The sequence below is a fragment of the Pseudomonas sp. CFBP 5748 genome (assembly GCF_053850495.1).
Genome location: NZ_JBSPTN010000001.1, coordinates 658881 through 680256 on the forward strand (window position 1 = coordinate 658881; position 21376 = coordinate 680256).

Here is a 21376-nt window from a genome sequence, read left to right on the forward strand (position 1 = left end):
CGGACATCCCCGACCCCTGTGAGAGCGGGCTTGCTCGCGAAAGCGGTGTGTCAAACGACATTGATGTTGAATGTGCCAGCGCCTTCGCGAGCAAGCCCGCTCCTACAGGGGATCTGCTGTGCTCAGAAATTCAGGGTCTGCTTGAGCTTTTGCGCCGCCGGCGTATCACTGGGTATGACCATCGCATAGTTGTATCCCGGCCCGGACCAATACTCGGCCTGCAGCTCGCCGTCGCGGCGGCTGCCACGGGGCAGCAGGAAGTTTTTCGGGCCCGGTGGGCGCACGTAGAAGCTGATCTTCTGGCCGCTTGGGTCTTGATAAACCACCATGGCCGCCGCCCCTTGCTCGGTGCTGAGCAAGCGACCGCTGACCGGCTTGAAACCGGCGCCCGACAGGTCTGGCAGCCGGTTGGCCTGGGTGAAGTAACGGTCGAGCCAACCTTGCATGCTCTGCTCGTCGCCGGTTTGGTAATCGGCCGGAAGGATGCCCTGTTGGGCGAACAGTCGGTACGCCTGTAGTGCGTCAGCCATGGGGGCTACGGCGCTGAGAATGGTCATCTCCCGCGCCTTCCAGCCGCTGAACCCGCCCACACTGACCGCCAGCAACAACACTGCTGCGCTGGCCAGGTGGCGGCGGGATCGATGTTTCAGGCGCTGGCGAATCATGGCCGGGTCGAGATCCGGGTTGGCCGGCCGCTGCAAGGCTCCACTCAGGGCCGTGCGCAGGTGTTGCGCGTCCTGTTGCCAGGCGCGGACCCGGGCGGCAACCTCGGGGTGACCGGCGAGGTAAGTGTCCATCAGACGCTGGTCGGCCTCGCTCAGCTGGCGATCGACGTAGGCGTGCAGGTCGCTGTCGCTGGGGGGCATGCTGATCATTTGAGTATCCGCAGGGTAGGGCGGGTGATTTCGCCGTCGCTGAGTTGGCGCAGGGCCTGGCGGGCGCGAGACAGGCGTGACATCACCGTACCGGTCGGTACACCGAGGATGTCGGCGACTTGCTGGTAACTCAAGCCTTCCACCGACACCCATAACAACAGTGCACGTTGTTCAGTGGAGAGTTGGTCGAAGGCCTGCAGGGACGATTGCGCAATCACGCTGCGTTCGGCCGAAGGATGGGCATCGTTGCGGCCGGTGAAAAATTCCAGCATGCGCGCATATCGCCGGGAACGGCGATGGGCATCGAGAAACTGCCGATAAAGAATCGAAAACAGCCAGGCCCGCAGGTCGCCGTCAGGGCGCTTGTCGTCCCATTTGGACAGCGCCCGCTCCAGGCACATCTGCACCAGGTCATCGGCGTTGCTGGAGTTGCGCGTCAGCGACACGGCAAACCGCCGTAGCCGGGGGATGAGGATGCGCAACTGTTCGTCGAGTTCGTTCATGGGAGTGTGGCTTCTTGGGGCAGTCACTGCGCCTGGACTGGAAAGACGATCCGCGAACGAGATTATTCCAGCGCAGGAAAAATAAATACGAGGCGTGGGAATAAACCTGTCAGGCCTTCGTCTCACGGGTTCTTTCCGCAAGCGCTGGAGCTTTCTTATGGTTGACCCTTCCTCTTCGCCGAGTCGGCCGCCGCTGAGCGCCGCCAGCCTGACGCTGCGCCTGAGCGGCATCGCGGTGATCGTCGCCGCGCTGGCCGGGGCCTTTGCCTACGTCAATGGCACCTTTGACCCGCAACGTCTGACACCGAATGCGCTGGTCAACGTGTTGGAAAAAAATAACGGTGTTCACCCGGGCTTTCGGCGCAATCACTCGAAGGGTGTCTGCGTCGCCGGCTATTTCGAAAGCACCGACCAGGCCCGCGCCTATTCCAGCGCGCAGGTGTTCATGGCGGCGCGAACGCCGGTGGTCGGGCGTTTCGCCCTGCCCAGCGGCAACCCCTATGCACCGGACGGCAGCGTCCCGATTCGCAGTCTGGCGTTGCGTTTTACCCAGGCCAACGGCCAGCAATGGCGCACGGGCATGAACAGCATGCCGGTGTTCCCGGTGGGTACGCCTGAAGCGTTCTATCAATTGCAACAGGCCCAGTCGCCGGATCCGGCCACGGGGAAACCGAACCCGGCGGCGGTGCCAGCGTTCTTTGCCGCGCACCCGGAAGCTGTACCGTTCCTGCAATGGATCAAGACCGCCAAACCATCGGCCAGCTATGCCACCGAAACCTACAACGGCATCAATGCGTTCTACCTGGTCAACTCGACAGGGCAGCGCCAGGCCGTGCGCTGGGGCGTGGTGCCGATGAGCCAGGACGTAGCGGACGCCACCCCACCCCAGGGGGCCGACTTTCTGGGGCAGGATCTGGTGAAGCGTCTGGCTGCCGGGCCGTTGCGCTGGCAGTTGAACATCACCTTGGCCAATCCTGGCGACCCGGTGAACGATGCCAGCAAGGCCTGGCCGTCTGATCGCAAGGTACTCAATGCCGGCACGCTGGTGCTCGAGCGCACCCAGGCGCAGGACAACGGCGAGTGCCGCGATATCAACTATGACCCGCTGATCCTGCCCAGCGGGATCGAGGGTTCCGAGGACCCGCTGTTGGCCGCGCGTTCCGCCGCCTATGCCAGTTCCTATCTGCGGCGTACCAGCGAAGTCAGCCAATTGCCCGCTAACCAGGAGTCCCGCCCATGAGCGCCCCTCGTCACTTTGCACCATTGGCCCGGCTGCTGCACTGGCTGATGGCATTGATGATCATCGCCATGCTGTTTATCGGCGCTGGCATGGTCGCCTCGGTGTCCGAGCGCCATGAATGGCTGCTGCAACTGCACAAGCCGTTGGGCATTGCGATTCTGTTGCTGGTAGTCGTGCGCCTGGTGGTGCGCTTTTCCACCCGACAGCCGCCGCTGCCGGCCGATTTGCCAAGTTGGCAGGTGTTGGCGGCCAGAGCTTCGCATGTGCTGTTGTACGCTTTGATGCTCGTCCTGCCGCTACTGGGCTGGGGCATGATTTCGGCAGCGGGGGACCCGGTGATGCTCAGTCATTCGTTGCAACTGCCCGCGATCCTGCCGGCGGACGCCCAGACCTTCGCACTGCTGCGCAAGGCCCACGGGTACCTGGCCTATCTGTTGTTCCTGACCGTGCTGGTGCATTTGGCGGCGGCGTTGTTTCACGGTTGGGTGCGCCGGGATGAGGTGTTGGACAGTATGTTGCGAGGTAAGGGCTAATAGAGGAAACCGTGGCGAGGGAGCTTGCTCCCTCGCCACGGAATCTATTCATGTCGTTAAATTGAACGTCAGCGCAATTCGTCGACCATGTCCGCGACGGTGCTCAACACATCCTTGCCCAATTGCATCGAGCGCTTGCCGGACCAGCCGGTCAGCGGGTTCGGGTGGTCGTCGTGGTCTTTGAACGGCATTTCCAGGGTCAGGGACAAGCAATCGTATTTCTGACCGACCGCGTTGCAGGCCAGGGTCATGTTGGCCTGGCCCGGTTCGTCGCGGGTGTAGCCGTGAGCGGTCTGGAAGTCTTTGGTCTGGTGTTTGAGATGGCTGCGAAAGCGCTCTTCGAGTTGGGCAATACGCGGCGTGTAACCCGGATTACCTTCACATGCGGCGGTGAAGACATGGGGGATTTCCTCATCGCCATGCACATCGAGGAACAGATCGACCCCGTACTTTTCCATTTGCTGCTGTACGAAAAACACCTCCGGGCTGATTTCCGGACTGGCGTTCTGCCAGGCACGGTTGAGGTCCTGGCCCAGGGCATTGGTACGCAAATGACCGTGGAACGCGCCGTCCGGGTTCATGTTCGGCACCAGATACAGATCGGCCTTGGCCAGCAATTGTCCCAGTTGCGGATCATCCTGATGCTGGAGGCGTTCGATCACGCCTTCCATGAACCATTCGGCCATGTGCTCGCCAGGGTGCTGCTGGGCGATGATCCAGACCTTGCGCCGACCTTCGGCACCGCTGCCCTTGCGCAGCAATTGAATGTCACGGCCTTGCGCACTTTTACCGACGGCCAGCAGTTCGGTACCGGCCTTGTGCAACGCTTGCTCGATCAACCAATCATGACGGCCACGGCTGTAGGGTTCGAAGTAGGCGAACCAGGCATGAGGTTGTTCGGCCTCTAGGTGAAAGCGCAGGGCGTCGCCTTCAAACTGCGTGGGAATACGGAACCAGTTGACGTGATCGTAGGAGGCAACGGTCTGGTAGCCGGTCCAAGCCTTGTTGTAGGACGATTGACTGGCATTGAGCAGGCGGAAGGAATATTCCTGGCCGACATGCAGGCCGCTGGCCTTGAAGTGGAACCATTGAAAGTGAGCGCTGCGGGTGTCGGGTCGGATCTTCAGCAGCGACTGCAGCGGGTTGCTGATGTCGACGACTTCAATGTTGCCGCTGTCAAAATTGGCGCTGATATCGAAAGAGGATTTAGCCACGGTCACGGCTCCTGAAAAGGATTTTCATGGCCGTTACTTTACACGCAAGAAAGGCAAAACCGGACGATTTGAGTCATTTGAAGAAGGGGGCGCCCTCCCTGGACGCCAACGCAGCTTAGAGAGTCAGCAGTGGATTCTCAAGTAGCTGCCTATCGATCGCTTTCGCGGCTGAGGCGGGGGGGGGAACACTTGTAAATGGATACTCATTTGCTATCATCGCCGCCACCGAATTAGCGACACCCAAAGACTTCATTAGCCTGAAGCCATAAGCCGAAAAATCGGCAAAAAAAGACCCGGCAAAAAGCCGGGTCAAAAACCGTGATTAGCCTGATGAGGAGATATTCCAGAAGTCCGACCTAAGGTCTTCTGGCCTATCGACTGATCTCGCGACCAGCTGATGCAATAATAATCATTATCATTTGCAAGTCAAATGGTTTTATCGCATCGATTGGAAAATATTTCCTTTCGCCCGCATTTGCGGCGCCATTCCCCTGTGCTACGCCTAGCGAGTAGGGTAGCCATCCAGGGACCGGTCAAGCATCACCTTGACCAGATCAATCATATGCACCACTGAAAATGCCAGGTCCCGGCTCGAACCATCCAGCCGGTTGGCGGATTCGTGGGCGGTGGCCGCCGCGCAGCGCAGCAGATCACAAGCGTGAACCAGGGCTTCTTCTGAGCTGATGTTGCGATTTACGTCGAAGAAGCGATGCTCTGCCGGAGCATCCGAAACACCTGGTTTCAAGTAGTAGTCGAGGGCGCGTTGGGCCGCCGGGCAATCCTGCAGCGAGGGGAACGAGCTGTCGAAAGGGTTGTTGGGCTGATCCTTGTTGGGTGTGTCCATGGTGTCGAGATTCTCCGTATGGGGGGCTGAAGTCCTGAACCCAGAATAGTACCTATCGTAATTGTGACGATAATTTAAATACTACAATTTGTGTTTTGATGGTCGGAGACAGCCACGTATCGTGCCGCACATGGATAAATGGATAGAGTTGGTCAAGGCCAAGATGAAGGAGCTGCGCGTCACGCAAGTGGTGCTCGCAGAACGTTTGGGCATGTCCCAGGGCGGTGTCGGCCATTGGCTGACCAAGCGCCGGCAGCCCAGTGTCGAAGACATGAATCGGGTCCTGCAGGAGCTGGGGCTGGAGTTTCTGGAAGTGGCGATGGTGATTCGCGAGCCGGATACTTCGACCGACGAAGGCATGGCCCTGGCGCAGAAGTACAATCCGTACTTCCGTTACCCGGTGAGCGATTGGAGCGAGGTGGGTGAAATCCGCGAAGGCGAGCTCGCGACCTACGACAAGGCGCGCTATGAGCTGACGGATTACCATGCCCAGGGCGACGCGTTCTGGCTGGTGGTGGTTGGCGATGCGATGACCGCACCGAGCGGGTTGAGCATTCCCGAGGGGATGTCGATCCTGATCGACCCGGCCATCGAAGCGGTGCCCGGCAAACTGGTGGTCGCGCAACTGCCTGGCAGCAGCGATGCGACCTTTCGCAAATTGATCGAAGAGAGCGGCCAGCGTTATCTGGTTCCGCTCAATCCGACTTACCCGAAAAACCTGTACACCGAACAATGCCGCATCATCGGTGTGGTCGTGCAGGCCACCATCAGGTTCTAACTGGATCGACCCGGCATACGGGTCGATGCCTATTCTTCGAACGCCACCAGTGCGCTGCCTTCGCTGACCATTTCACCTTCCTGGCAATACAGCGCCTTGATCACGCCGGCCTTGGGCGCACGAATGCTGTGCTCCATTTTCATCGCTTCCAGCACCACCAGTTGCGCCCCGGTTTCCACCGTTTGGCCGACGCTCACCAATACCCGGACGATGCTGCCGTTCATGGGGGCGGTCAGGCCGCCTTGATGGCTGTGGCTGGCTTCGGCAGCGGCCAACGGGTCGTACAGATCGACTCGGTGCAGGTCACCTTCCCATTGCAGATACAGGCTGTCGCCCTGGCGGATGGCCCGATGTCTACGGCGCAGGCCGTGGTGCTCGATCAGCAGTTGCTCGCCCTTGAACTCCGCGCTACCCGCTGTAACGTCCAGCGTCATCGCGCGATCCTGTCCTTCGCAGCTCAAGTGCAGGGTGGTTTCCCTTGGCAGTCCCAGGCGCAGCCCGGCGACGTTGGCCCAGGGCGAGTGGGCGTCATCGGCTCGTACACGTGGCGTCAGACTCAAGGCAAAACCGTGGGCCGCAGCGCGCCAGAAATCATCATTCAATTCGCCAGGCTCTGGCAGTAATTGCGCCTGATAGCGTGGGATAAATCCAGTGTCCAGCTCCGCCGCCGCGAAGGCGGGGTGAGCGACGATGCGTCGCAGGAACCCGATATTGGTTTTCAGTCCGCCAATGGCAAATTCGTCGAGCATGCTCAATAGCCGTAACCGCGCCTGTTCACGGTCCTCGCCCCAGGCGATCAGCTTACCGAGCATCGGGTCGTAGAACGGCGAGATCTCATCACCTTCTTCCACGCCACTGTCGACCCGCCGCCCCGGCCCTTCGGCTGATTCGCGATACAGCGCCAGGCGTCCGGTGGCCGGCAGGAAATCGTTGGCCGGGTCTTCGGCGTACAGCCGCACTTCGATGGCGTGGCCGATCAAAGGCACCTCGTCCTGAGTCATCGGCAGCGCTTCGCCACGCGCCACGCGAATCTGCCAGGCCACCAGATCGAGGCCGGTAATGGCTTCGGTCACCGGGTGTTCGACTTGCAGGCGCGTGTTCATCTCCATGAAGAAAAACTCGCCGCGCGCATCCAGCAAGAATTCCACGGTACCGGCGCCGACATAACCGATGGCTTGTGCCGAGCGCACCGCAGCTTCGCCCATGGCTCGTCGCAGTTGCGGACTCAGGCCCGGCGCCGGGGCTTCTTCGACGACCTTCTGGTGCCGACGCTGAATCGAGCAATCGCGCTCGTTGAGGTACAGGCAGTTGCCGTGCTGATCGGCGAACACCTGGATCTCAACGTGGCGCGGCTTGAGCAGGTATTTCTCCACCAGCATCCGCGAATCGCCGAATGACGATTGCGCTTCACGCTGGGCCGAGGCAAGGGCTTCGGCCAGCTGGCTGACGTCTTCGACCACTTTCATGCCTTTGCCGCCACCACCGGCAGTGGCCTTGAGCAGCACGGGATAACCGATGCGTTCACAGGCGTCGCGGAAGGTGTCGAGGTCTTGGGCTTCGCCGTGATAGCCGGGCACCAGGGGCACGCCGGCGGTTTCCATCAAGGCCTTGGCCGCGGACTTGCTGCCCATGGCGTCGATGGCCGAGGCGGGCGGGCCGAGGAAGATCAACCCGGCGTTTTCGATGGCGCGGGCGAACCCGGCATTCTCCGACAGAAAGCCATAACCCGGATGGATCGCCTGGGCGCCACTGGCCAGGGCGGCGGCGATCAGCTTGTCGATTTGCAGGTAGCTGTCGGTGGCCTTGCTGCCGCCCAGGTCGACGCGAATGTCGGCTTCACGGCTGTGGCGCGCATCGCGGTCGGTGGCGCTGTGCACGGCCACAGTGGTCAGGCCCATGGCTTTGGCGGTGCGCATTACGCGGCAGGCGATTTCACCACGGTTGGCCACCAGCAAAGTAGTGAGGACAGGGGCGCTCATCGACGCGGCTCCTTATGATTCGACTCGGCTTGCCAGTTCGGCGCACGTTTTTGCAGGAAGGCTCGTAACCCTTCCTGGCCCTCCGGGCTGACACGGATGCGGGCGATGGCGTTTTCGGTGTAGCGCCGCAGCGCCGGGGTGAGGGCGCCGTTACCGACTTCGCGCAACAGTTCCTTGCTGGCGCGCATGGCCGCCGGGCTGTTGAGCAACAGGTTGTCGATCCATTGCTCGACCTGCTGATCCAGGGTCTCGGCCGGGTAACTTTCCGACAGCAAACCGATTTCTTTCGCACGTTGCCCGCCGAAGCGTTCAGCGGTCAGGGCGTAACGCCGGGCCGCCCGTTCGCCTATGGCTTGCACCACGAACGGGCTGATCACCGCCGGCGCCAGGCCAATGCGTACTTCCGACAGGCAGAACTGCGCTTCATCGGCGCCAATGGCCATGTCGCAGGCGCTGATCAGCCCCAGCGCACCCCCAAACGCCGCACCTTGGACGACCGCCAACGTAGGGATTTTCAGCTTGGCGAGGTTGTACATCAGCTCCGCCAGTTCCCGGGCGTCGTCGAGGTTGGTGTGATAGTCGAGCTCGGCCGATTGCTGCATCCAGGCCAGGTCGGCGCCGGCGCTGAAATGTTTGCCACGCCCGCGGATCAGCAGGAAGCGCAGGCTCGGATCGCCGCTGACCTGATCCAGGGCGAGGATCAGTTCGCGGATCATTTCAGCGTTGAACGCGTTGTTTTTCGACTCGCGGCTCAGCCACAGGGTGGCGACGCCACGCGGGTCGGTGAGCAGTTCGAGGGTATTGAAGTTATCCATGGGCATTCCCCGTTTACATCCGGAACACGCCGAAGCGGCTCGGTTCGATGGGCGCGTTCAGTGACGCAGACAAGGCGAGGCCCAGTACGTCGCGGGTCTGGGCCGGGTCGATGACGCCGTCGTCCCACAGCCGTGCGCTGGAATAGTAGGGGTGACCCTGTTCTTCGTACTGATCGAGAATCGGTTGCTTGATCTCAGCTTCCTGGGCAGCGCTGAAAGGATGGCCGCTGCGTTCGGCCTGTTCGCGCTTGACCTGCACCAACACACCTGCCGCCTGCTCGGCGCCCATCACGCCAATCCGTGCATTCGGCCACATCCACAGGAACCGTGGGTCGTAGGCCCGGCCGCACATGCCATAGTTACCGGCGCCGAAACTGCCGCCGATGATCACGGTGAATTTCGGTACCTTGGCGCAAGCCACCGCCGTCACCAGCTTCGCGCCGTGCTTGGCGATGCCACCGGCTTCGTATTTCTGCCCGACCATGAAGCCGGTGATGTTCTGCAGGAACAGCAGCGCAATACCACGTTGACAGGCCAGTTCGATGAAGTGCGCGCCTTTCTGCGCCGCTTCGGCAAACAGGATGCCGTTGTTGGCCAGGATCGCGATCGGGTAGCCGTGCAAGTGGGCGAAGCCGCACACCAGCGTCGTGCCGAACAGCGCCTTGAACTCGTCGAACACCGAACCGTCCACCAGGCGTGCGATCACTTCGCGCACATCGAACGGTTGCTTGGCGTCGGCCGACACCACGCCGTACAGCTCATCGCTCGCATACAACGGAGCGATGGGTTGGCGTTGCTGCACGTCACCGAGTTTGCGCCAGTTGAGGTTGGCCACGCTGCGGCGGGCAATGGCAAGGGCGTGTTCATCGCTGTCGGCGTAGTGGTCGGCGACGCCAGAAATCTTGCAATGCACATCGGCACCGCCCAGGTCTTCGGCACTCACCACTTCACCGGTGGCGGCTTTCACCAGGGGTGGGCCGGCGAGAAAAATCGTGGCTTGCTGGCGGACCATGATCGCTTCGTCAGCCATCGCTGGCACGTAGGCGCCACCGGCGGTGCAGGAGCCCATGACCACGGCGATCTGCGGGATGCCCTGGGCACTCATGTTGGCCTGGTTGAAGAAGATCCGCCCGAAGTGCTCGCGGTCCGGGAACACTTCGTCCTGGCGCGGCAGGTTGGCGCCGCCCGAATCCACCAGGTAAATGCAGGGCAGGCGATTCTGCTGGGCGATGGTCTGGGCGCGCAGGTGTTTTTTCACTGTCAGCGGATAGTAGGAGCCGCCTTTGACCGTCGCGTCGTTGGCGACAATCATGCACTCGACGCCCTCCACGCGGCCGATCCCGGCAATCACCCCAGCCGCTGGCACGTCTTCGCCATAGACTTCATAGGCCGCCAACGGGCTGATTTCCAGAAACGGTGATCCGGGATCCAGCAGCCGATTGATGCGCTCACGGGGCAGCAGTTTGCCCCGCGAAGTGTGGCGCTCCTGGGCCTTGGGGCCGCCACCTTGCTGCACTTGTGCGAGCAAGGTGTGCAGGGCCTCGACCTGTTTGAGCATCGCATCGCGGTTGGCGATGAAATCCGGCGAACGGGGGTTGAGCTGAGTGTGTAGCGTGGCCATGGTCAGCTCCGTTAGCGGGTTTCGTTGAACAGTTCGCGGCCGATCAACATCCGACGAATCTCACTGGTGCCAGCACCGATTTCGTACAGCTTGGCGTCACGCAGCAGACGACCGGCGGGGAATTCATTGATGTAGCCGTTGCCGCCGAGGATCTGGATCGCGTCGAGGGCCATTTGCGTGGCGCGTTCGGCGCTGTAGAGGATCACCCCGGCGGCGTCCTTGCGGGTGGTTTCGCCGCGCTCACAAGCCTGGGCCACCGCATACAGGTAGGCGCGGCTGGCGTTGAGCTGGGTGTACATGTCGGCGACCTTGCCCTGGATCAGCTGGAATTCGCCGATGCTCTGGCCGAACTGCTTGCGGTCGTGGATGTACGGCACGATCAGGTCCATGCAGGCCTGCATGATCCCGGTGGGGCCGCCCGAGAGCACCACGCGCTCGTAATCGAGGCCGCTCATCAGCACTTTCACGCCGCCATTGAGCGCGCCGAGGATGTTCTCTTCCGGCACTTCAACGTCATCGAAAAACAGCTCGCAGGTGTTCGAGCCGCGCATTCCGAGCTTGTCGAACTTGTTGCTGCGGCTGAAGCCTTTCCAGTCACGCTCGACGATGAAGGCGGTGATGCCGTGGGGGCCTTTTTCCAGGTCGGTCTTGGCGTAGATCACGTAGGTGTTGGCGTCGGGACCGTTGGTGATCCAGGTCTTGCTGCCGTTGAGTACGTAATGATCGCCACGCTTGTCGGCGCGCAGCTTCATCGAGACCACGTCGGAGCCGGCGTTCGGCTCGCTCATGGCCAGGGCGCCAACGTGTTCGCCGCTGATCAACTTGGGCAGGTATTTGGTCTTCTGCTCATGATTGCCGTTGCGGTTGATCTGGTTCACGCAGAGGTTGGAGTGGGCGCCGTAGGAGAGGGCGACCGAAGCCGAGCCGCGGCTGATTTCTTCCATCGCCACCACGTGGGCCAGATAGCCCAGGCCGGCACCGCCGTATTCTTCCGCGACCGTAATGCCCAGCAGGCCCATGTCGCCAAACTTGCGCCACAGGTCGGCGGGGAACAGGTTGTCGATGTCGATCTGAGCGGCGCGTGGAGCGATCTCTTTGGCGACGAAGGACTGAACCTGGTCGCGCAGCATGTCGATGGTTTCGCCGAGGGCAAAGTTCAGGGATGGGTAGCTCATGGGACACCTTTGGCTTTTTTATCGGGTGCGGAGAGCTGAAGAGTGGCTCTCACCTTTACGTTAACGTAAGCCTGTGACGGATGGCTGTCAATCGCCCTTTACGTTAACGTCAACTTGAGCCAGAGTAAGTGCGCTCTGCATCAGGTTCACCGCTACACCCACTAATAAAGACAAGAGGGGGCGTCATGGATCAATCCGGTTCGCATTCGCAATTCAGCTACACCCGTGGCTCCCAGGCCAAGGCGTTGTTGGCGCAAACCATCGGCCAGGCTTTCGACCAGACAGTGGCCCGCCATCCGGAGGGCGAGGCGCTGGTGGTTCGCCATCAATCGCTGCGTTACACCTGGCGACAACTGGCCGAAGCCGTCGACCTGCATGCCCGAGCCTTGTTGGCATTGGGTTTGAAAGCCGGCGATCGCCTCGGTGTGTGGGCACCCAATTGTGCCCAGTGGTGCATCAGCCAGTTCGCCAGTGCGAAGATCGGTGTGATCCTGGTCAACATCAACCCGGCCTACCGCACCTCGGAGCTGGAGTACGTGCTCAAACAATCCGGCTGCCAATGGCTGGTGTGCGCCGGGGCGTTCAAGACGTCGGATTATCACGCTATGCTGCAATCGCTGGCCCCGGAGTTGGCGGAACAATCGATCGGCCAGTTGCAGAGTGAATGTTTGCCGGACCTGCGAGGCGTGATCAGCCTCGATCTTCAGCCGCCGCCAGGCTTTCTGCCCTGGTCGCAATTGGCCGCCCTTGGCGCAGCGACTACATCTGAACAACTGGCCGAGCGCCAGGCCAGCCTGCATTTCGATCAACCGGTGAATATCCAGTACACCTCCGGCACCACCGGTTTTCCCAAGGGCGCGACCCTCAGCCACCGCAACATCCTCAATAACGGCTACATGGTCGGCGAAAGCCTGGGCCTGGTCGCCGCCGACCGGCTGGTGATTCCGGTGCCGCTCTACCACTGCTTTGGCATGGTCATGGGTAACCTGGGCTGCATGACCCATGGCAGCACCATGATCTACCCCAACGATGCCTTCGATCCGTTATTGACGCTAAAGACCGTCGCCGAGGAAAAAGCCACGGCGCTGTATGGCGTACCCACCATGTTCATCGCCATGCTGGATCAGCCGCAAAGGGGTGAGTTCGACCTGTCCAGCCTGCGCACCGGGATCATGGCCGGGGCCACGTGCCCGATCGAAGTGATGCGGCGGGTCATCAATGAGATGCACATGGCCGAGGTGCAAATTGCCTACGGCATGACGGAAACCAGTCCGGTGTCATTGCAGACCGGTCCTGCGGATGAACTGGAGTTGCGCGTCACCACCGTGGGCCGCACCCAGCCGCAACTGGAAAGCAAGATCGTCGATGAGGCTGGCGAGATCGTTCCCCGTGGCACCATCGGCGAGTTGTGTACCCGCGGTTACAGCGTGATGCTCGGTTACTGGAACAACCCCAAGGGCACCGCCGAGGCCATAGACCAGGACAACTGGATGCACACCGGCGACCTGGCGACCATGGACGAGCAGGGTTATGTCCGCATTGTCGGACGCAACAAGGACATGATTATTCGCGGCGGTGAGAATGTTTACCCGCGTGAGCTGGAAGAGTTCTTCTTCACCCACCCGGCGGTGGCGGACGTGCAAGTGATCGGCATCCCATGCTCGCGCTACGGCGAAGAAATCGTCGCCTGGATCAAATTCCACCCCGGTCACAGCGCCACCGAGCAGGAGCTGCAAGCCTGGTGCAAGGAACGTATCGCCCACTTCAAGACGCCGCGTTATTTCAAGTTCGTCGAAGAATTTCCGATGACCGTCACCGGCAAGATCCAGAAATTTCGCATGCGCGAAATCAGCATTGAAGAACTGCGCGAAAAGGGAGACTGAGCAAAATCCCCTGTGGGAGCGGGCTTGTTCGCGAATGCGGTGTATCGGCCAAGGCGATATGGCTGACACACCGCCTTCATGAATCGTCCCGGAAAACTTAAACACCAGACAGCACAAAGGGGAGCCGAAGCTCCCCTTTAATTTTGTCGTCGCGTGCTCTTTTTTTATTATTGAGGGGCGGCCTGTTGTTGTTTTTGGGAGCCGTGACCCTTTACCGCTGTTTTTGGCGATCCCCATCCGGGATCAAGAGCAAACGTATTTTTTTGAGCGCTGATCTGCTTTTTCGCCTGGCGATCCAACCGATTCGGGAGCTACCTGAAGGTAGTTTTATTGTTCTCTGCCCGGTTGCGGGTTGCTCCTGAAAGCACCCTGAAAAGCACATCCTCTCCAAAAAAATCTGTTAGCTGCGTCTCTGCCGTGTTGTTTTTGTTATGTCAGAGTCGTTTCGTCTTGTTTTTATTGGGTTTGCTGCGTTTTTTTATTCTTGTTATGTCAGAGATATAGCAGGTGGCGTGCCAACTTTTAAAACTATATATAAATCAATGAGTTATGTTTTTTGCTGCAAAAAGCAGGCGGGCCAAACCTGACAAATTGTTTCCGTGTTACTCGTTTCGCCGCTGTTACAACGCCAGCGGTAACACCTCACTGTGCGGCGCGGGCCTTGGCGACGCGCGAACCGGTCGGGCGGCCAAGCACGTCACAAATCTGCCGGCCCGCGCCGATCAATGCGTCCAGGTCGACCCCGGTCTCAATGCCCAAGCCGTTGAGCAGGTACAGCACGTCTTCGGTGGCAACGTTACCGCTGGCGCCCTTGGCGTACGGGCAGCCACCAAGGCCGGCGATGGAGCTGTCAAACACCGCGATGCCTTCCAGCAGGCTGGCGTACACGTTGGCCATGGCCTGGCCGTAGGTGTCGTGGAAATGCCCGGCCAGTTTGTCCCGAGGTACCTGTGCGCCAACCACCTCGAACATCCTGCGCGTGGCGCCGGCGGTGCCGGTGCCGATGGTGTCGCCCAAGGAGACCTCGTAACAGCCCATTGTGTACAGTTCCCGCGCGACCCACGCGACCTGCTCGGCCTTGACCTCGCCTTCATACGGGCAGCCCAGCACGCAGGACACATAACCGCGCACGCTGACCCCATGCTGCTTCGCGGCCTCCATGATCGGCGCGAAGCGCTCCAGGCTTTCCTGGATGGAACAGTTGATGTTGCGCTGAGAGAACGCTTCGGACGCGGCGGCAAACACCGCCACTTCTTTCACGCCGGCCGCCAGCGCGTCTTCAAAGCCCCGCAGGTTCGGTGCCAGGGCGCCATAGGTGACGCCGGGCTTGCGCTGGATCTGCGCGAACACCTCGGCGGAGCCGGCCATTTGCGGCACCCACTTGGGCGAGACAAAACTGCCGACCTCGATGTAACCCAGGCCGGCGGCACTCAAGGCGTCTACCAGGCGCACCTTGTCGGCGACGCTGATGGGTTGCGCTTCATTCTGCAGACCGTCGCGGGGGCCGACTTCGATCAGGCGTACAAAGGAGGGGAGGGACATGGGGATTGACCTGTAGTAGTGGGCGTGTCAATCCATTGTGGGAGCGGGCTTGCTCGCGAAGGCGGTGTGCCAGTCGCCAAATAGGCTGAGATAAGTCCGCATTCGCGAGCAAGCCCGCTCCCACAATGGAATCACGTCGTTATTGGACGATTTCCTGGCCCTTGATCGTCTGCTCCAGTGCCTGGATGCAGCGTTCTTCGGCGGTGTCCAGTTCGAGTTTCATCTGTTCGATGTCCAGCAGTTGCTGTTCGAGTTGTTCCCGGCGTTCGGCGATTTTCGCCAGCATGCTGTGCAGTTGTTTCTGATTGCCGCTGGTGGGGTCGTAGAGTTCGATCAGTTCGCGGCACTCGGCCAAGGAAAAACCGATGCGCTTGCCCCGCAGGATCAGCTTCAGGCTGACCTTGTCCCGCGGCGAGTAAATACGTTCCTGGCCACGTCGCTCCGGGCTCAATAGGCCTTGTTCTTCATAGAAGCGGATGGCCCGGGTGGTGATATCCAATTCGCGGGCGAGGTCGGAGATGCTGTAAGTCTGGCTGCTCATGGAAGCGCTCGAAACGAAAGGGGCTGGCGCTAAGCTAAAGGCAGGTTGACGTTCGCGTCAAGCAGTCGTAGGTGCGTTGCCTGTACAGGCCTCTTCGCGAGCAAGCCCGCTCCCACAGATTCTGCGTTGTACACAAATGTTGAGTGTATTGCAGGTCCAATGTGGGAGCGGGCTTGCTCGCGAAGAACGAGAACGCGGTCCAGAGCTTTACACCACCTTATCAAGCTTCTTCTCGTGCGCCGTCACCTGCTGGCAGAGTTCGATCATCTGCTCGCGCATCCAGCGGTTGGCCGGGTCCTGGTCGGTGCTTTCGTGCCAGTACAAGTGGGTTTCCACCGGCGGCACATCGTTGACCGGCAACAGGAAGGCGTGCAGATCGTGACGACGGGCAAAGCGCTCGGGGACGGTCATGACCATGTCGGTCTGCTGCAGCACTTGGGACGCCATCAGGTAATGCTGGGAACGCAGGGCGATCTTGCGCTGGATGCCCATCTTGCCGAGGGCCAGGTCGACATAACCGAGCCCGTTGCGGCGGCTGGAAATATGCACGTGGGTCTGGGCCAGGTAATCGTCGAGGCTGATCTTCTCCTTGCCCGCCAGCGGGTGCCCCTTGCGCATGGCGCACACGTAGCGGTCTTCCATCAGCTTGACGTGGCGCACCTGCGGGTCGGTGTTGAGCGGCGCGTCCACGGCGAAGTCGAGGCGCCCGGCGGCCAGTTCCTTGGTGGTTTCACGGCGTTTGGACAGGAAACTCTCGATGGCCACGGTCGGTGCCAGGCGGCGCAGACGTTGGAACAACGGCGGCAGGATCACGCCTTCGGTGAGGTCGGTCATGCTGATGCGGTAGGTCTTGACCGCCTGCAACGGGTTGAAAATCCGGCTTTCCTGCACCGACACCCGCAGCAACGACAGGGCATTGCGCACCGGGCCGATGATGTTCTGCGCCATGGGCGTGGGCACCATGCCCTGGGCGGTGCGCACGAACAGCGGGTCGTTGAAGGTCTCCCGCAGGCGCGCCAGGGCATTGGACACGGCCGGCTGCGTGATGCCGACGATCTGCCCGGCGCGGGTCAGGTTGGCTTCGGTGTAGATCGCATCGAAGACAATGAAAAGGTTGAGGTCGACCTTGCTCAGATTCATGGCGCTGCACTCTTATTCTTGGACGTGTTGTGAGGTGCCGGGTGGCGATGCGAATCAGTGAAACATATATCGGTGATGAATGTTAATACACGCCGAGAATAGGTTAGGTAAATTTTCGTAGCTGAACTAGCATCGATTTCATGACCTAAAACAACCTCTGCCAAGAAGGTGCTGCTCATGGATTTCGCCTATTCCCCCAAGGTTCAGGAACTGCGTGAACGTGTCACGGCGTTCATGGATGCCTACGTTTACCCGGCCGAAGCGGTGTTCGAACGGCAAGTGGCCGAAGGCGACCGCTGGCAGCCCACGGCCATCATGGAAGAGCTCAAGGCCAAGGCCAAGGCTGAGGGTTTGTGGAACCTGTTCCTGCCCGAGTCCGAACTGGGTGCCGGCCTGACCAACCTGGAATATGCACCGTTGGCAGAGATCATGGGCCGCTCGCTGTTGGGGCCGGAGCCGTTCAACTGCTCGGCGCCGGATACCGGCAACATGGAAGTGCTGGTGCGCTACGCCAATGAAGAGCAGAAGCAGCGTTGGCTGGAGCCGCTGCTGCGCGGCGAGATCCGCTCGGCTTTCGCCATGACCGAGCCGGACGTTGCCTCTTCGGACGCCACCAACATGGCCGCCCGTGCCGAGCGCGACGGTGACCAGTGGGTGATCAATGGCAAGAAGTGGTGGACCTCAGGGGCCTGTGACCCGCGCTGCAAGATCCTGATCTTCATGGGGCTGAGCAACCCCGATGCACCACGGCATGCCCAGCATTCGATGATCCTGGTGCCGGTGGACACCCCTGGGGTCAAAATCGTCCGGCCACTGCCGGTGTTCGGCTACGACGACGCGCCGCACGGGCATGCCGAAGTGCTGTTCGATAACGTGCGAGTGCCGTACGAAAACGTCCTGCTGGGTGAAGGCCGCGGCTTTGAAATTGCCCAGGGTCGCCTTGGCCCAGGCCGGATTCACCACTGCATGCGTTCCATCGGCATGGCCGAGCGCGCCTTGGAGTTGATGTGCAAGCGGGCCGTGAGCCGCACTGCGTTCGGCCAGCCATTGGCGCGCCTGGGCGGTAACGTCGACAAGATCGCCGACTCGCGGATGGAGATCGACATGGCGCGCCTGCTGACGCTGAAAGCGGCGTACATGATGGACACCGTCGGCAATAAAGTGGCCAAGAGCGAAATTGCCCAGATCAAGGTCGTCGCGCCGAACGTGGCCTTGAAAGTCATCGATAGGGCAATCCAGATCCACGGTGGGGCCGGGGTCTCCAACGATTTCCCGCTGGCCTACATGTACGCCATGCAGCGCACCCTGCGCCTGGCCGACGGCCCGGATGAAGTCCACCGCGCCGCCATCGGCAAGTTCGAGATCGGCAAATACGTGCCTAAGGAAATGCTGCGTAGCAAGGGCTAGGAGCTGGCCCACCAAGGGCCTCTGTGGGAGCAAGCTTTGCTCCCACAGGCTAATCCTGTGGGAGCGAGTTCGCTTACTCCTTGACGCTCATGTACTCCTCGGCCCAACGGATGTACTCCTCGGGCTGGGTGTAGGTGTGGGTCAGTTCGGTGGCGCTGAGATCCGACGCCTGGGTGAAGATCTGCCGTTGTTCACGAAGGCTGTCGTAGGTGGCCTTGATCGCGGCGAAATAGGCGCCGTGGCCGTCGATGGTGACTCGCACACCCAGCTCAGCCAGGCGTTTGTCGTCGCGCAACTTCGGGTTGCCATAGGTGACGAGCATCAACGGCAGCGTCAGGTTCTCGCTGATCTGCTCCAGGTGTTCGAAGTCCTGCACACCCACCATGCAAATCCCATCCGCCCCGGCACGCTCATATTGCTGGGTGCGGCTGATGATTTCCTGGACCGGCAAAATCCCGGCATTGGTACGGGCAATGATCGCCATTTCCGAATCGACTCGCGCCTCCAGTGCTGCGCGAATCTTGCCGACGCCTTCGGCCACGCCGATCAAATCGGTGGATTTACGCCCAAACTGGGCCGGCAGCAAGGTGTCCTCGATGGTCAGCGCCGCCACGCCGGCGCGTTCCAGTTCGATGATGGTGCGCATCACGTTCAGGGCATTGCCGTAGCCGTGGTCGGCGTCGGCAATCACCGGCAGTTGGGCCACACGGCCGATGCGGGTGGCCTGTTCGGCGAATTCGCTGAGGGTGATCAGGGCGAAGTCCGGCGCGCCCAACACTTGCAACGACGCGACCGAGCCACCCAGGATCCCCACTTCAAACCCCAGGTCGGCGGCGATGCGCGCCGACATTGGGTCAAACACCGAGGCGGTGTGGTAGCAGGTTTTGGAAGCCAGCAGTTGACGAAAATTGCGACGCAAATCTTGATGGGAAAGCCTGGACATATGAGTTCCACCAATGGAATGGAAAGGCTTGAGCAAAAGTGTCAACGCCGAAGGAACAAAAGGCTATCACGTGGGAGACGCAAAGATGATGACGAATGCGCATGGGCGATGCCGTCCCTGCATCGAAAAAAGGCGATATTGAGCCCAACCCGCGGGTTACGCCGCTACCGCCTGTCGTCCCTGTTTGAGCAGCGCCACGGCGCGCACCATGTCACCCGGTTGTACTTGCAGGCGTTTGGCGGTGAGCCGGTCGACCAGCAGACTCTGACCATGCTGGCGTGCCCGGGCACTGGTCACGCGGCAGTTCGCCAGACGTCGGTTATGGATCAACCAGACCGGAGCTTGTTCGTCCGGCGTGCCGATGGCCAGGGTCAACGACTGGCTGTCGCGCACGGTGCGGATCTTCGAAACCGGCGCCTCGATGACCGGGCCGGCGTCGAAAATATCGATATAGCCTTTATGAGAGAACCCCTCGGCGCCGAGAATCTTCATGGCTGGCTCGGTATTCGGGTGGGCCTTGCCGATCACCGCCTGGGCCTGTTCAGTGAGCAGGCAGGTGTACAGCGGCTGGCGCGGCATCAACTCGGCAATGAACGATTTGTTGCCCATGCCGGACAACTGGTCGGCGTAGCTGAAATCCTTCTTGAAAAAGTGCCGTCCCAGGCTATCCCAGAACGGTGAGCAACCTTGCTCGTCGGCGTGGCCGCGCAATTCGGCGATCATTTTCTCGCCGAACAGCTCTGAGAACTCGGCCACGAACAGCAGGCGCGCCAGGGACAGCAGGCGTCCATTGTGGCCACGGCGTTGCTCGGGGTGCAGGAACAACGAGCAGATTTCCGATTGCCCGGTCATTTCGTTGTTGAGAAACAGCGTCGGGATCTGTCGCTGGATGCCCAGCTCCGGTGCCGAACTGACGGTCACCCCAACGCGGTAGTTGTACCAAGGCTCGCGTAATCCCACCGCACCGGTCAGGGCGCTGATGCCCACTACTTGCCGGTCATCATCCTCGAGCACGAACAGGTAATCGGCGTCGGCACGTTCGACTTGCCCGGCAAAGGTGCGCTGGGCCCAGCGAACGCGATGGGCCAGGCGCTCTTCGTTGGCCGGCAGGCTGGTGAACCCGGGGCCCGCGCAGCGGGCAAGGTCCAGCAGCGCGGGCAGGTCGGTGATGGCGACCGGGCGGACAATCATGAGGCAGCTCCTTCATAGTGTCGGTCCAAGCGCGGATACGCAACACGGGCTCCAGTGAGATTCATAAGGCAACCACCCGGATCGGCTGGCCATCCGTGACGCCCAGGGCGGCCAGCATGTCTGGCGACAACACCACGGCGCCCTCGGTATTGACGTCCAGTTCGGCCACGATCGCCCGGTAGCTTCCAAGCCCATCATTGCTCACCAGATAGCGGCCGCGGGCGTCGATCTGCGGGCTTTGCCGAGCCGTGGCAATCTGGCTTTGCGTGATGGAGCGGATGTTGGCGACACGGGCATGCAACGTCGGCCCGCCGTCGAAGATGTCCACGTAGCTGTTGGTTTCGAAACCCTCGCGCTCCAGAATGTCGAAGGCTTCCTGGCCGTCGGGATGCACCCGGCCGATGCAAGCCTGGGCCTGCGCCGGCAACATTGGCACGTAGATCGGGTATTGCGGCATCAGCTCCGCCAGAAAGGTACGGCTTTGCAGGCCGCACAAGCGTTCGGCCTCGACGTAGGGCAGGTCGAAGAAGTGCTTGCCGATGGCATCCCAGAACGGCGACTGGCCGTCTTCGCTGCTGAAACCGACGATCTCCGTGATCACCGATTCAGCAAAGCGCTGAGGGTGCGCGGCGATAAACATCAGCCGGGCCCGCGACAGCAGTTCTGATTCGGGCGTGCGAACCCGCTCGGCGTCGATGTGAAACCCACGCAACAGTGTCTGGCCGTTGAGGTCCTGGCACAGCGACAGCGCGGGTACACCATGGTGGATATTCAGTTCCCGGGATTCGCTGGAGAACGGCCGGTTGCGCAGGCTGTAGAACGGTTCGTTGCAACCGGTGTTGGAGAGGATTTCCGAACAGCCGGCCAGGTGCCCGGATACCAGGTCCTGCAGGACAAAAAAATAATTCTCGCCGCCAGGGCTTTGCACGTCGGCCTCGAACGAGGCGCACGAGTCGAGGATTTTTTCCCGCAGGCGCTCGGTATCGTCCGGCAGCGAGGTCACGCCTACCAGGCTGTTGCGGGCCAGCTGCTGCAACTGCGGCAGGTCGCTTAATTGAACTGGACGTAAGGCCAGCATGGATTGCACTCCTGTTCCAGAGAGCCCGGTGACCAGCACCGGGCTTGACGATCACTGTCGATCTCCACGCGTAC

19 protein-coding genes are annotated in these 21376 nt (G+C 61.0%); 5 read left to right on the top strand and 14 right to left on the bottom strand.

All coding sequences use genetic code 11. The features are described from left to right. Positions 1-122: 122 nt before the first annotated feature. Both ACWNZ1_RS03015 and ACWNZ1_RS03020 read right to left on the bottom strand, forming a co-directional pair. Complete coding sequence (locus ACWNZ1_RS03015) at positions 123-875, bottom strand: anti-sigma factor family protein (RefSeq protein WP_135844602.1); 753 nt, start codon at positions 873-875, stop codon at positions 123-125. Beyond that, positions 872-1378 carry a sigma-70 family RNA polymerase sigma factor gene (locus tag ACWNZ1_RS03020; protein WP_256452501.1) on the bottom strand — a complete coding sequence of 169 codons (507 nt, stop codon included), beginning with the start codon at positions 1376-1378 and terminating at the stop codon, positions 872-874. Before ACWNZ1_RS03020 ends, ACWNZ1_RS03015 begins: the two co-directional genes overlap by 4 nt. Before the next feature lie 157 nt (positions 1379-1535). On the opposite strand from ACWNZ1_RS03020, the gene ACWNZ1_RS03025 reads away from it, so the two are divergent. Continuing rightward, a complete protein-coding gene (locus ACWNZ1_RS03025) occupies positions 1536-2618 on the top strand; it encodes a catalase family peroxidase (protein ID WP_256452502.1) in 1083 nt (360 codons plus the stop codon). Next, positions 2615-3151, top strand: coding sequence for a cytochrome b (locus ACWNZ1_RS03030; protein WP_135844605.1), 537 nt, complete (start codon positions 2615-2617; stop codon positions 3149-3151). Before ACWNZ1_RS03025 ends, ACWNZ1_RS03030 begins: the two co-directional genes overlap by 4 nt. 68 nt (positions 3152-3219) lie before the next feature. Here ACWNZ1_RS03030 and ACWNZ1_RS03035 read toward each other — a convergent pair whose 3' ends face one another. Continuing rightward, entirely contained in the window at positions 3220-4371 is a 1152-nt protein-coding gene (locus ACWNZ1_RS03035; RefSeq protein ID WP_135844606.1) for a M14 family metallopeptidase, read from the bottom strand. Positions 4372-4867: 496 nt separating this feature from the next. Then, positions 4868-5209: a DUF6124 family protein gene (locus ACWNZ1_RS03040; protein ID WP_135844607.1), complete on the bottom strand. Its 342-nt coding sequence runs from the start codon at positions 5207-5209 to the stop codon at positions 4868-4870. Positions 5210-5339: 130 nt separating this feature from the next. On the opposite strand from ACWNZ1_RS03040, the gene ACWNZ1_RS03045 reads away from it, so the two are divergent. Further along, positions 5340-5987 (top strand): LexA family protein, encoded by a 648-nt coding sequence (locus tag ACWNZ1_RS03045; RefSeq protein WP_135844608.1) that lies wholly within the window; start codon positions 5340-5342, stop codon positions 5985-5987. Positions 5988-6016: 29 nt separating this feature from the next. Here ACWNZ1_RS03045 and ACWNZ1_RS03050 read toward each other — a convergent pair whose 3' ends face one another. The 4 genes from ACWNZ1_RS03050 to ACWNZ1_RS03065 are packed head-to-tail and all read right to left on the bottom strand — an operon-like array spanning position 6017 to position 11577. Continuing rightward, the gene (locus tag ACWNZ1_RS03050) at positions 6017-7966 is read right to left on the bottom strand and encodes an acetyl/propionyl/methylcrotonyl-CoA carboxylase subunit alpha (RefSeq protein WP_280944811.1); all 1950 of its coding nucleotides are present in this window, start codon (positions 7964-7966) and stop codon (positions 6017-6019) included. After that, positions 7963-8781 carry a gamma-carboxygeranoyl-CoA hydratase gene (locus ACWNZ1_RS03055; RefSeq protein ID WP_456027338.1) on the bottom strand — a complete coding sequence of 273 codons (819 nt, stop codon included), beginning with the start codon at positions 8779-8781 and terminating at the stop codon, positions 7963-7965. The genes ACWNZ1_RS03050 and ACWNZ1_RS03055 overlap by 4 nt, the downstream gene beginning before the upstream one ends. 13 nt (positions 8782-8794) lie before the next feature. Continuing rightward, positions 8795-10402 (bottom strand): carboxyl transferase domain-containing protein, encoded by a 1608-nt coding sequence (locus ACWNZ1_RS03060; RefSeq protein ID WP_135844611.1) that lies wholly within the window; start codon positions 10400-10402, stop codon positions 8795-8797. A gap of 11 nt (positions 10403-10413) precedes the next feature. Further along, positions 10414-11577, bottom strand: a complete 1164-nt coding sequence (locus ACWNZ1_RS03065) for an isovaleryl-CoA dehydrogenase (protein ID WP_135844612.1) — start codon at positions 11575-11577, stop codon at positions 10414-10416. 185 nt (positions 11578-11762) lie between these two features. Here ACWNZ1_RS03065 and ACWNZ1_RS03070 point away from each other — a divergent pair, with 185 nt between their 5' ends. After that, entirely contained in the window at positions 11763-13460 is a 1698-nt protein-coding gene (locus tag ACWNZ1_RS03070) for an AMP-binding protein (protein ID WP_256452505.1), read from the top strand. Between the two features lie 642 nt (positions 13461-14102). Here the strand turns inward: ACWNZ1_RS03070 and ACWNZ1_RS03075 are convergent. From ACWNZ1_RS03075 to ACWNZ1_RS03085, 3 genes are all read right to left on the bottom strand, one after another. Further along, complete coding sequence (locus ACWNZ1_RS03075) at positions 14103-15002, bottom strand: hydroxymethylglutaryl-CoA lyase (protein ID WP_135844614.1); 900 nt, start codon at positions 15000-15002, stop codon at positions 14103-14105. A 139-nt stretch (positions 15003-15141) separates the two neighbouring features. Further along, positions 15142-15543: a MerR family transcriptional regulator gene (locus ACWNZ1_RS03080; protein ID WP_135844615.1), complete on the bottom strand. Its 402-nt coding sequence runs from the start codon at positions 15541-15543 to the stop codon at positions 15142-15144. 207 nt (positions 15544-15750) lie between these two features. Beyond that, positions 15751-16683 (bottom strand): LysR family transcriptional regulator, encoded by a 933-nt coding sequence (locus tag ACWNZ1_RS03085; protein WP_135844616.1) that lies wholly within the window; start codon positions 16681-16683, stop codon positions 15751-15753. 177 nt (positions 16684-16860) lie between these two features. Between ACWNZ1_RS03085 and ACWNZ1_RS03090 the strand changes: the two genes are divergently transcribed. After that, positions 16861-18090: an acyl-CoA dehydrogenase gene (locus ACWNZ1_RS03090; RefSeq protein WP_256452507.1), complete on the top strand. Its 1230-nt coding sequence runs from the start codon at positions 16861-16863 to the stop codon at positions 18088-18090. Positions 18091-18163: 73 nt separating this feature from the next. Here the strand turns inward: ACWNZ1_RS03090 and ACWNZ1_RS03095 are convergent, their stop codons facing one another. From ACWNZ1_RS03095 to ACWNZ1_RS03105, 3 genes are all read right to left on the bottom strand, one after another. Beyond that, on the bottom strand, positions 18164-19033 hold the full coding sequence (locus ACWNZ1_RS03095) for an isocitrate lyase/PEP mutase family protein (RefSeq protein WP_135844618.1): 870 nt from the start codon (positions 19031-19033) through the stop codon (positions 18164-18166). Between the two features lie 156 nt (positions 19034-19189). Next, positions 19190-20224, bottom strand: coding sequence for an arginine N-succinyltransferase (gene astA, locus ACWNZ1_RS03100; protein WP_135844619.1), 1035 nt, complete (start codon positions 20222-20224; stop codon positions 19190-19192). 61 nt (positions 20225-20285) lie between these two features. After that, entirely contained in the window at positions 20286-21302 is a 1017-nt protein-coding gene (locus tag ACWNZ1_RS03105; RefSeq protein ID WP_135844620.1) for an arginine N-succinyltransferase, read from the bottom strand. Positions 21303-21376: the final 74 nt, after the last annotated feature.

Coding starts and splice junctions, on each gene's coding strand:
- ACWNZ1_RS03015 (WP_135844602.1), bottom strand. CDS start 875: ATGATCAGCATGCCCCCCAGCGACAGCGACCTGCACGCCTACGTCGAT.
- ACWNZ1_RS03020 (WP_256452501.1), bottom strand. CDS start 1,378: ATGAACGAACTCGACGAACAGTTGCGCATCCTCATCCCCCGGCTACGG.
- ACWNZ1_RS03025 (WP_256452502.1), top strand. CDS start 1,536: ATGGTTGACCCTTCCTCTTCGCCGAGTCGGCCGCCGCTGAGCGCCGCC.
- ACWNZ1_RS03030 (WP_135844605.1), top strand. CDS start 2,615: ATGAGCGCCCCTCGTCACTTTGCACCATTGGCCCGGCTGCTGCACTGG.
- ACWNZ1_RS03040 (WP_135844607.1), bottom strand. CDS start 5,209: ATGGACACACCCAACAAGGATCAGCCCAACAACCCTTTCGACAGCTCG.
- ACWNZ1_RS03045 (WP_135844608.1), top strand. CDS start 5,340: ATGGATAAATGGATAGAGTTGGTCAAGGCCAAGATGAAGGAGCTGCGC.
- ACWNZ1_RS03050 (WP_280944811.1), bottom strand. CDS start 7,966: ATGAGCGCCCCTGTCCTCACTACTTTGCTGGTGGCCAACCGTGGTGAA.
- ACWNZ1_RS03055 (WP_456027338.1), bottom strand. CDS start 8,781: ATGGATAACTTCAATACCCTCGAACTGCTCACCGACCCGCGTGGCGTC.
- ACWNZ1_RS03060 (WP_135844611.1), bottom strand. CDS start 10,402: ATGGCCACGCTACACACTCAGCTCAACCCCCGTTCGCCGGATTTCATC.
- ACWNZ1_RS03065 (WP_135844612.1), bottom strand. CDS start 11,577: ATGAGCTACCCATCCCTGAACTTTGCCCTCGGCGAAACCATCGACATG.
- ACWNZ1_RS03070 (WP_256452505.1), top strand. CDS start 11,763: ATGGATCAATCCGGTTCGCATTCGCAATTCAGCTACACCCGTGGCTCC.
- ACWNZ1_RS03075 (WP_135844614.1), bottom strand. CDS start 15,002: ATGTCCCTCCCCTCCTTTGTACGCCTGATCGAAGTCGGCCCCCGCGAC.
- ACWNZ1_RS03080 (WP_135844615.1), bottom strand. CDS start 15,543: ATGAGCAGCCAGACTTACAGCATCTCCGACCTCGCCCGCGAATTGGAT.
- ACWNZ1_RS03085 (WP_135844616.1), bottom strand. CDS start 16,683: ATGAATCTGAGCAAGGTCGACCTCAACCTTTTCATTGTCTTCGATGCG.
- ACWNZ1_RS03090 (WP_256452507.1), top strand. CDS start 16,861: ATGGATTTCGCCTATTCCCCCAAGGTTCAGGAACTGCGTGAACGTGTC.
- ACWNZ1_RS03095 (WP_135844618.1), bottom strand. CDS start 19,033: ATGTCCAGGCTTTCCCATCAAGATTTGCGTCGCAATTTTCGTCAACTG.
- astA (WP_135844619.1), bottom strand. CDS start 20,224: ATGATTGTCCGCCCGGTCGCCATCACCGACCTGCCCGCGCTGCTGGAC.
- ACWNZ1_RS03105 (WP_135844620.1), bottom strand. CDS start 21,302: ATGCTGGCCTTACGTCCAGTTCAATTAAGCGACCTGCCGCAGTTGCAG.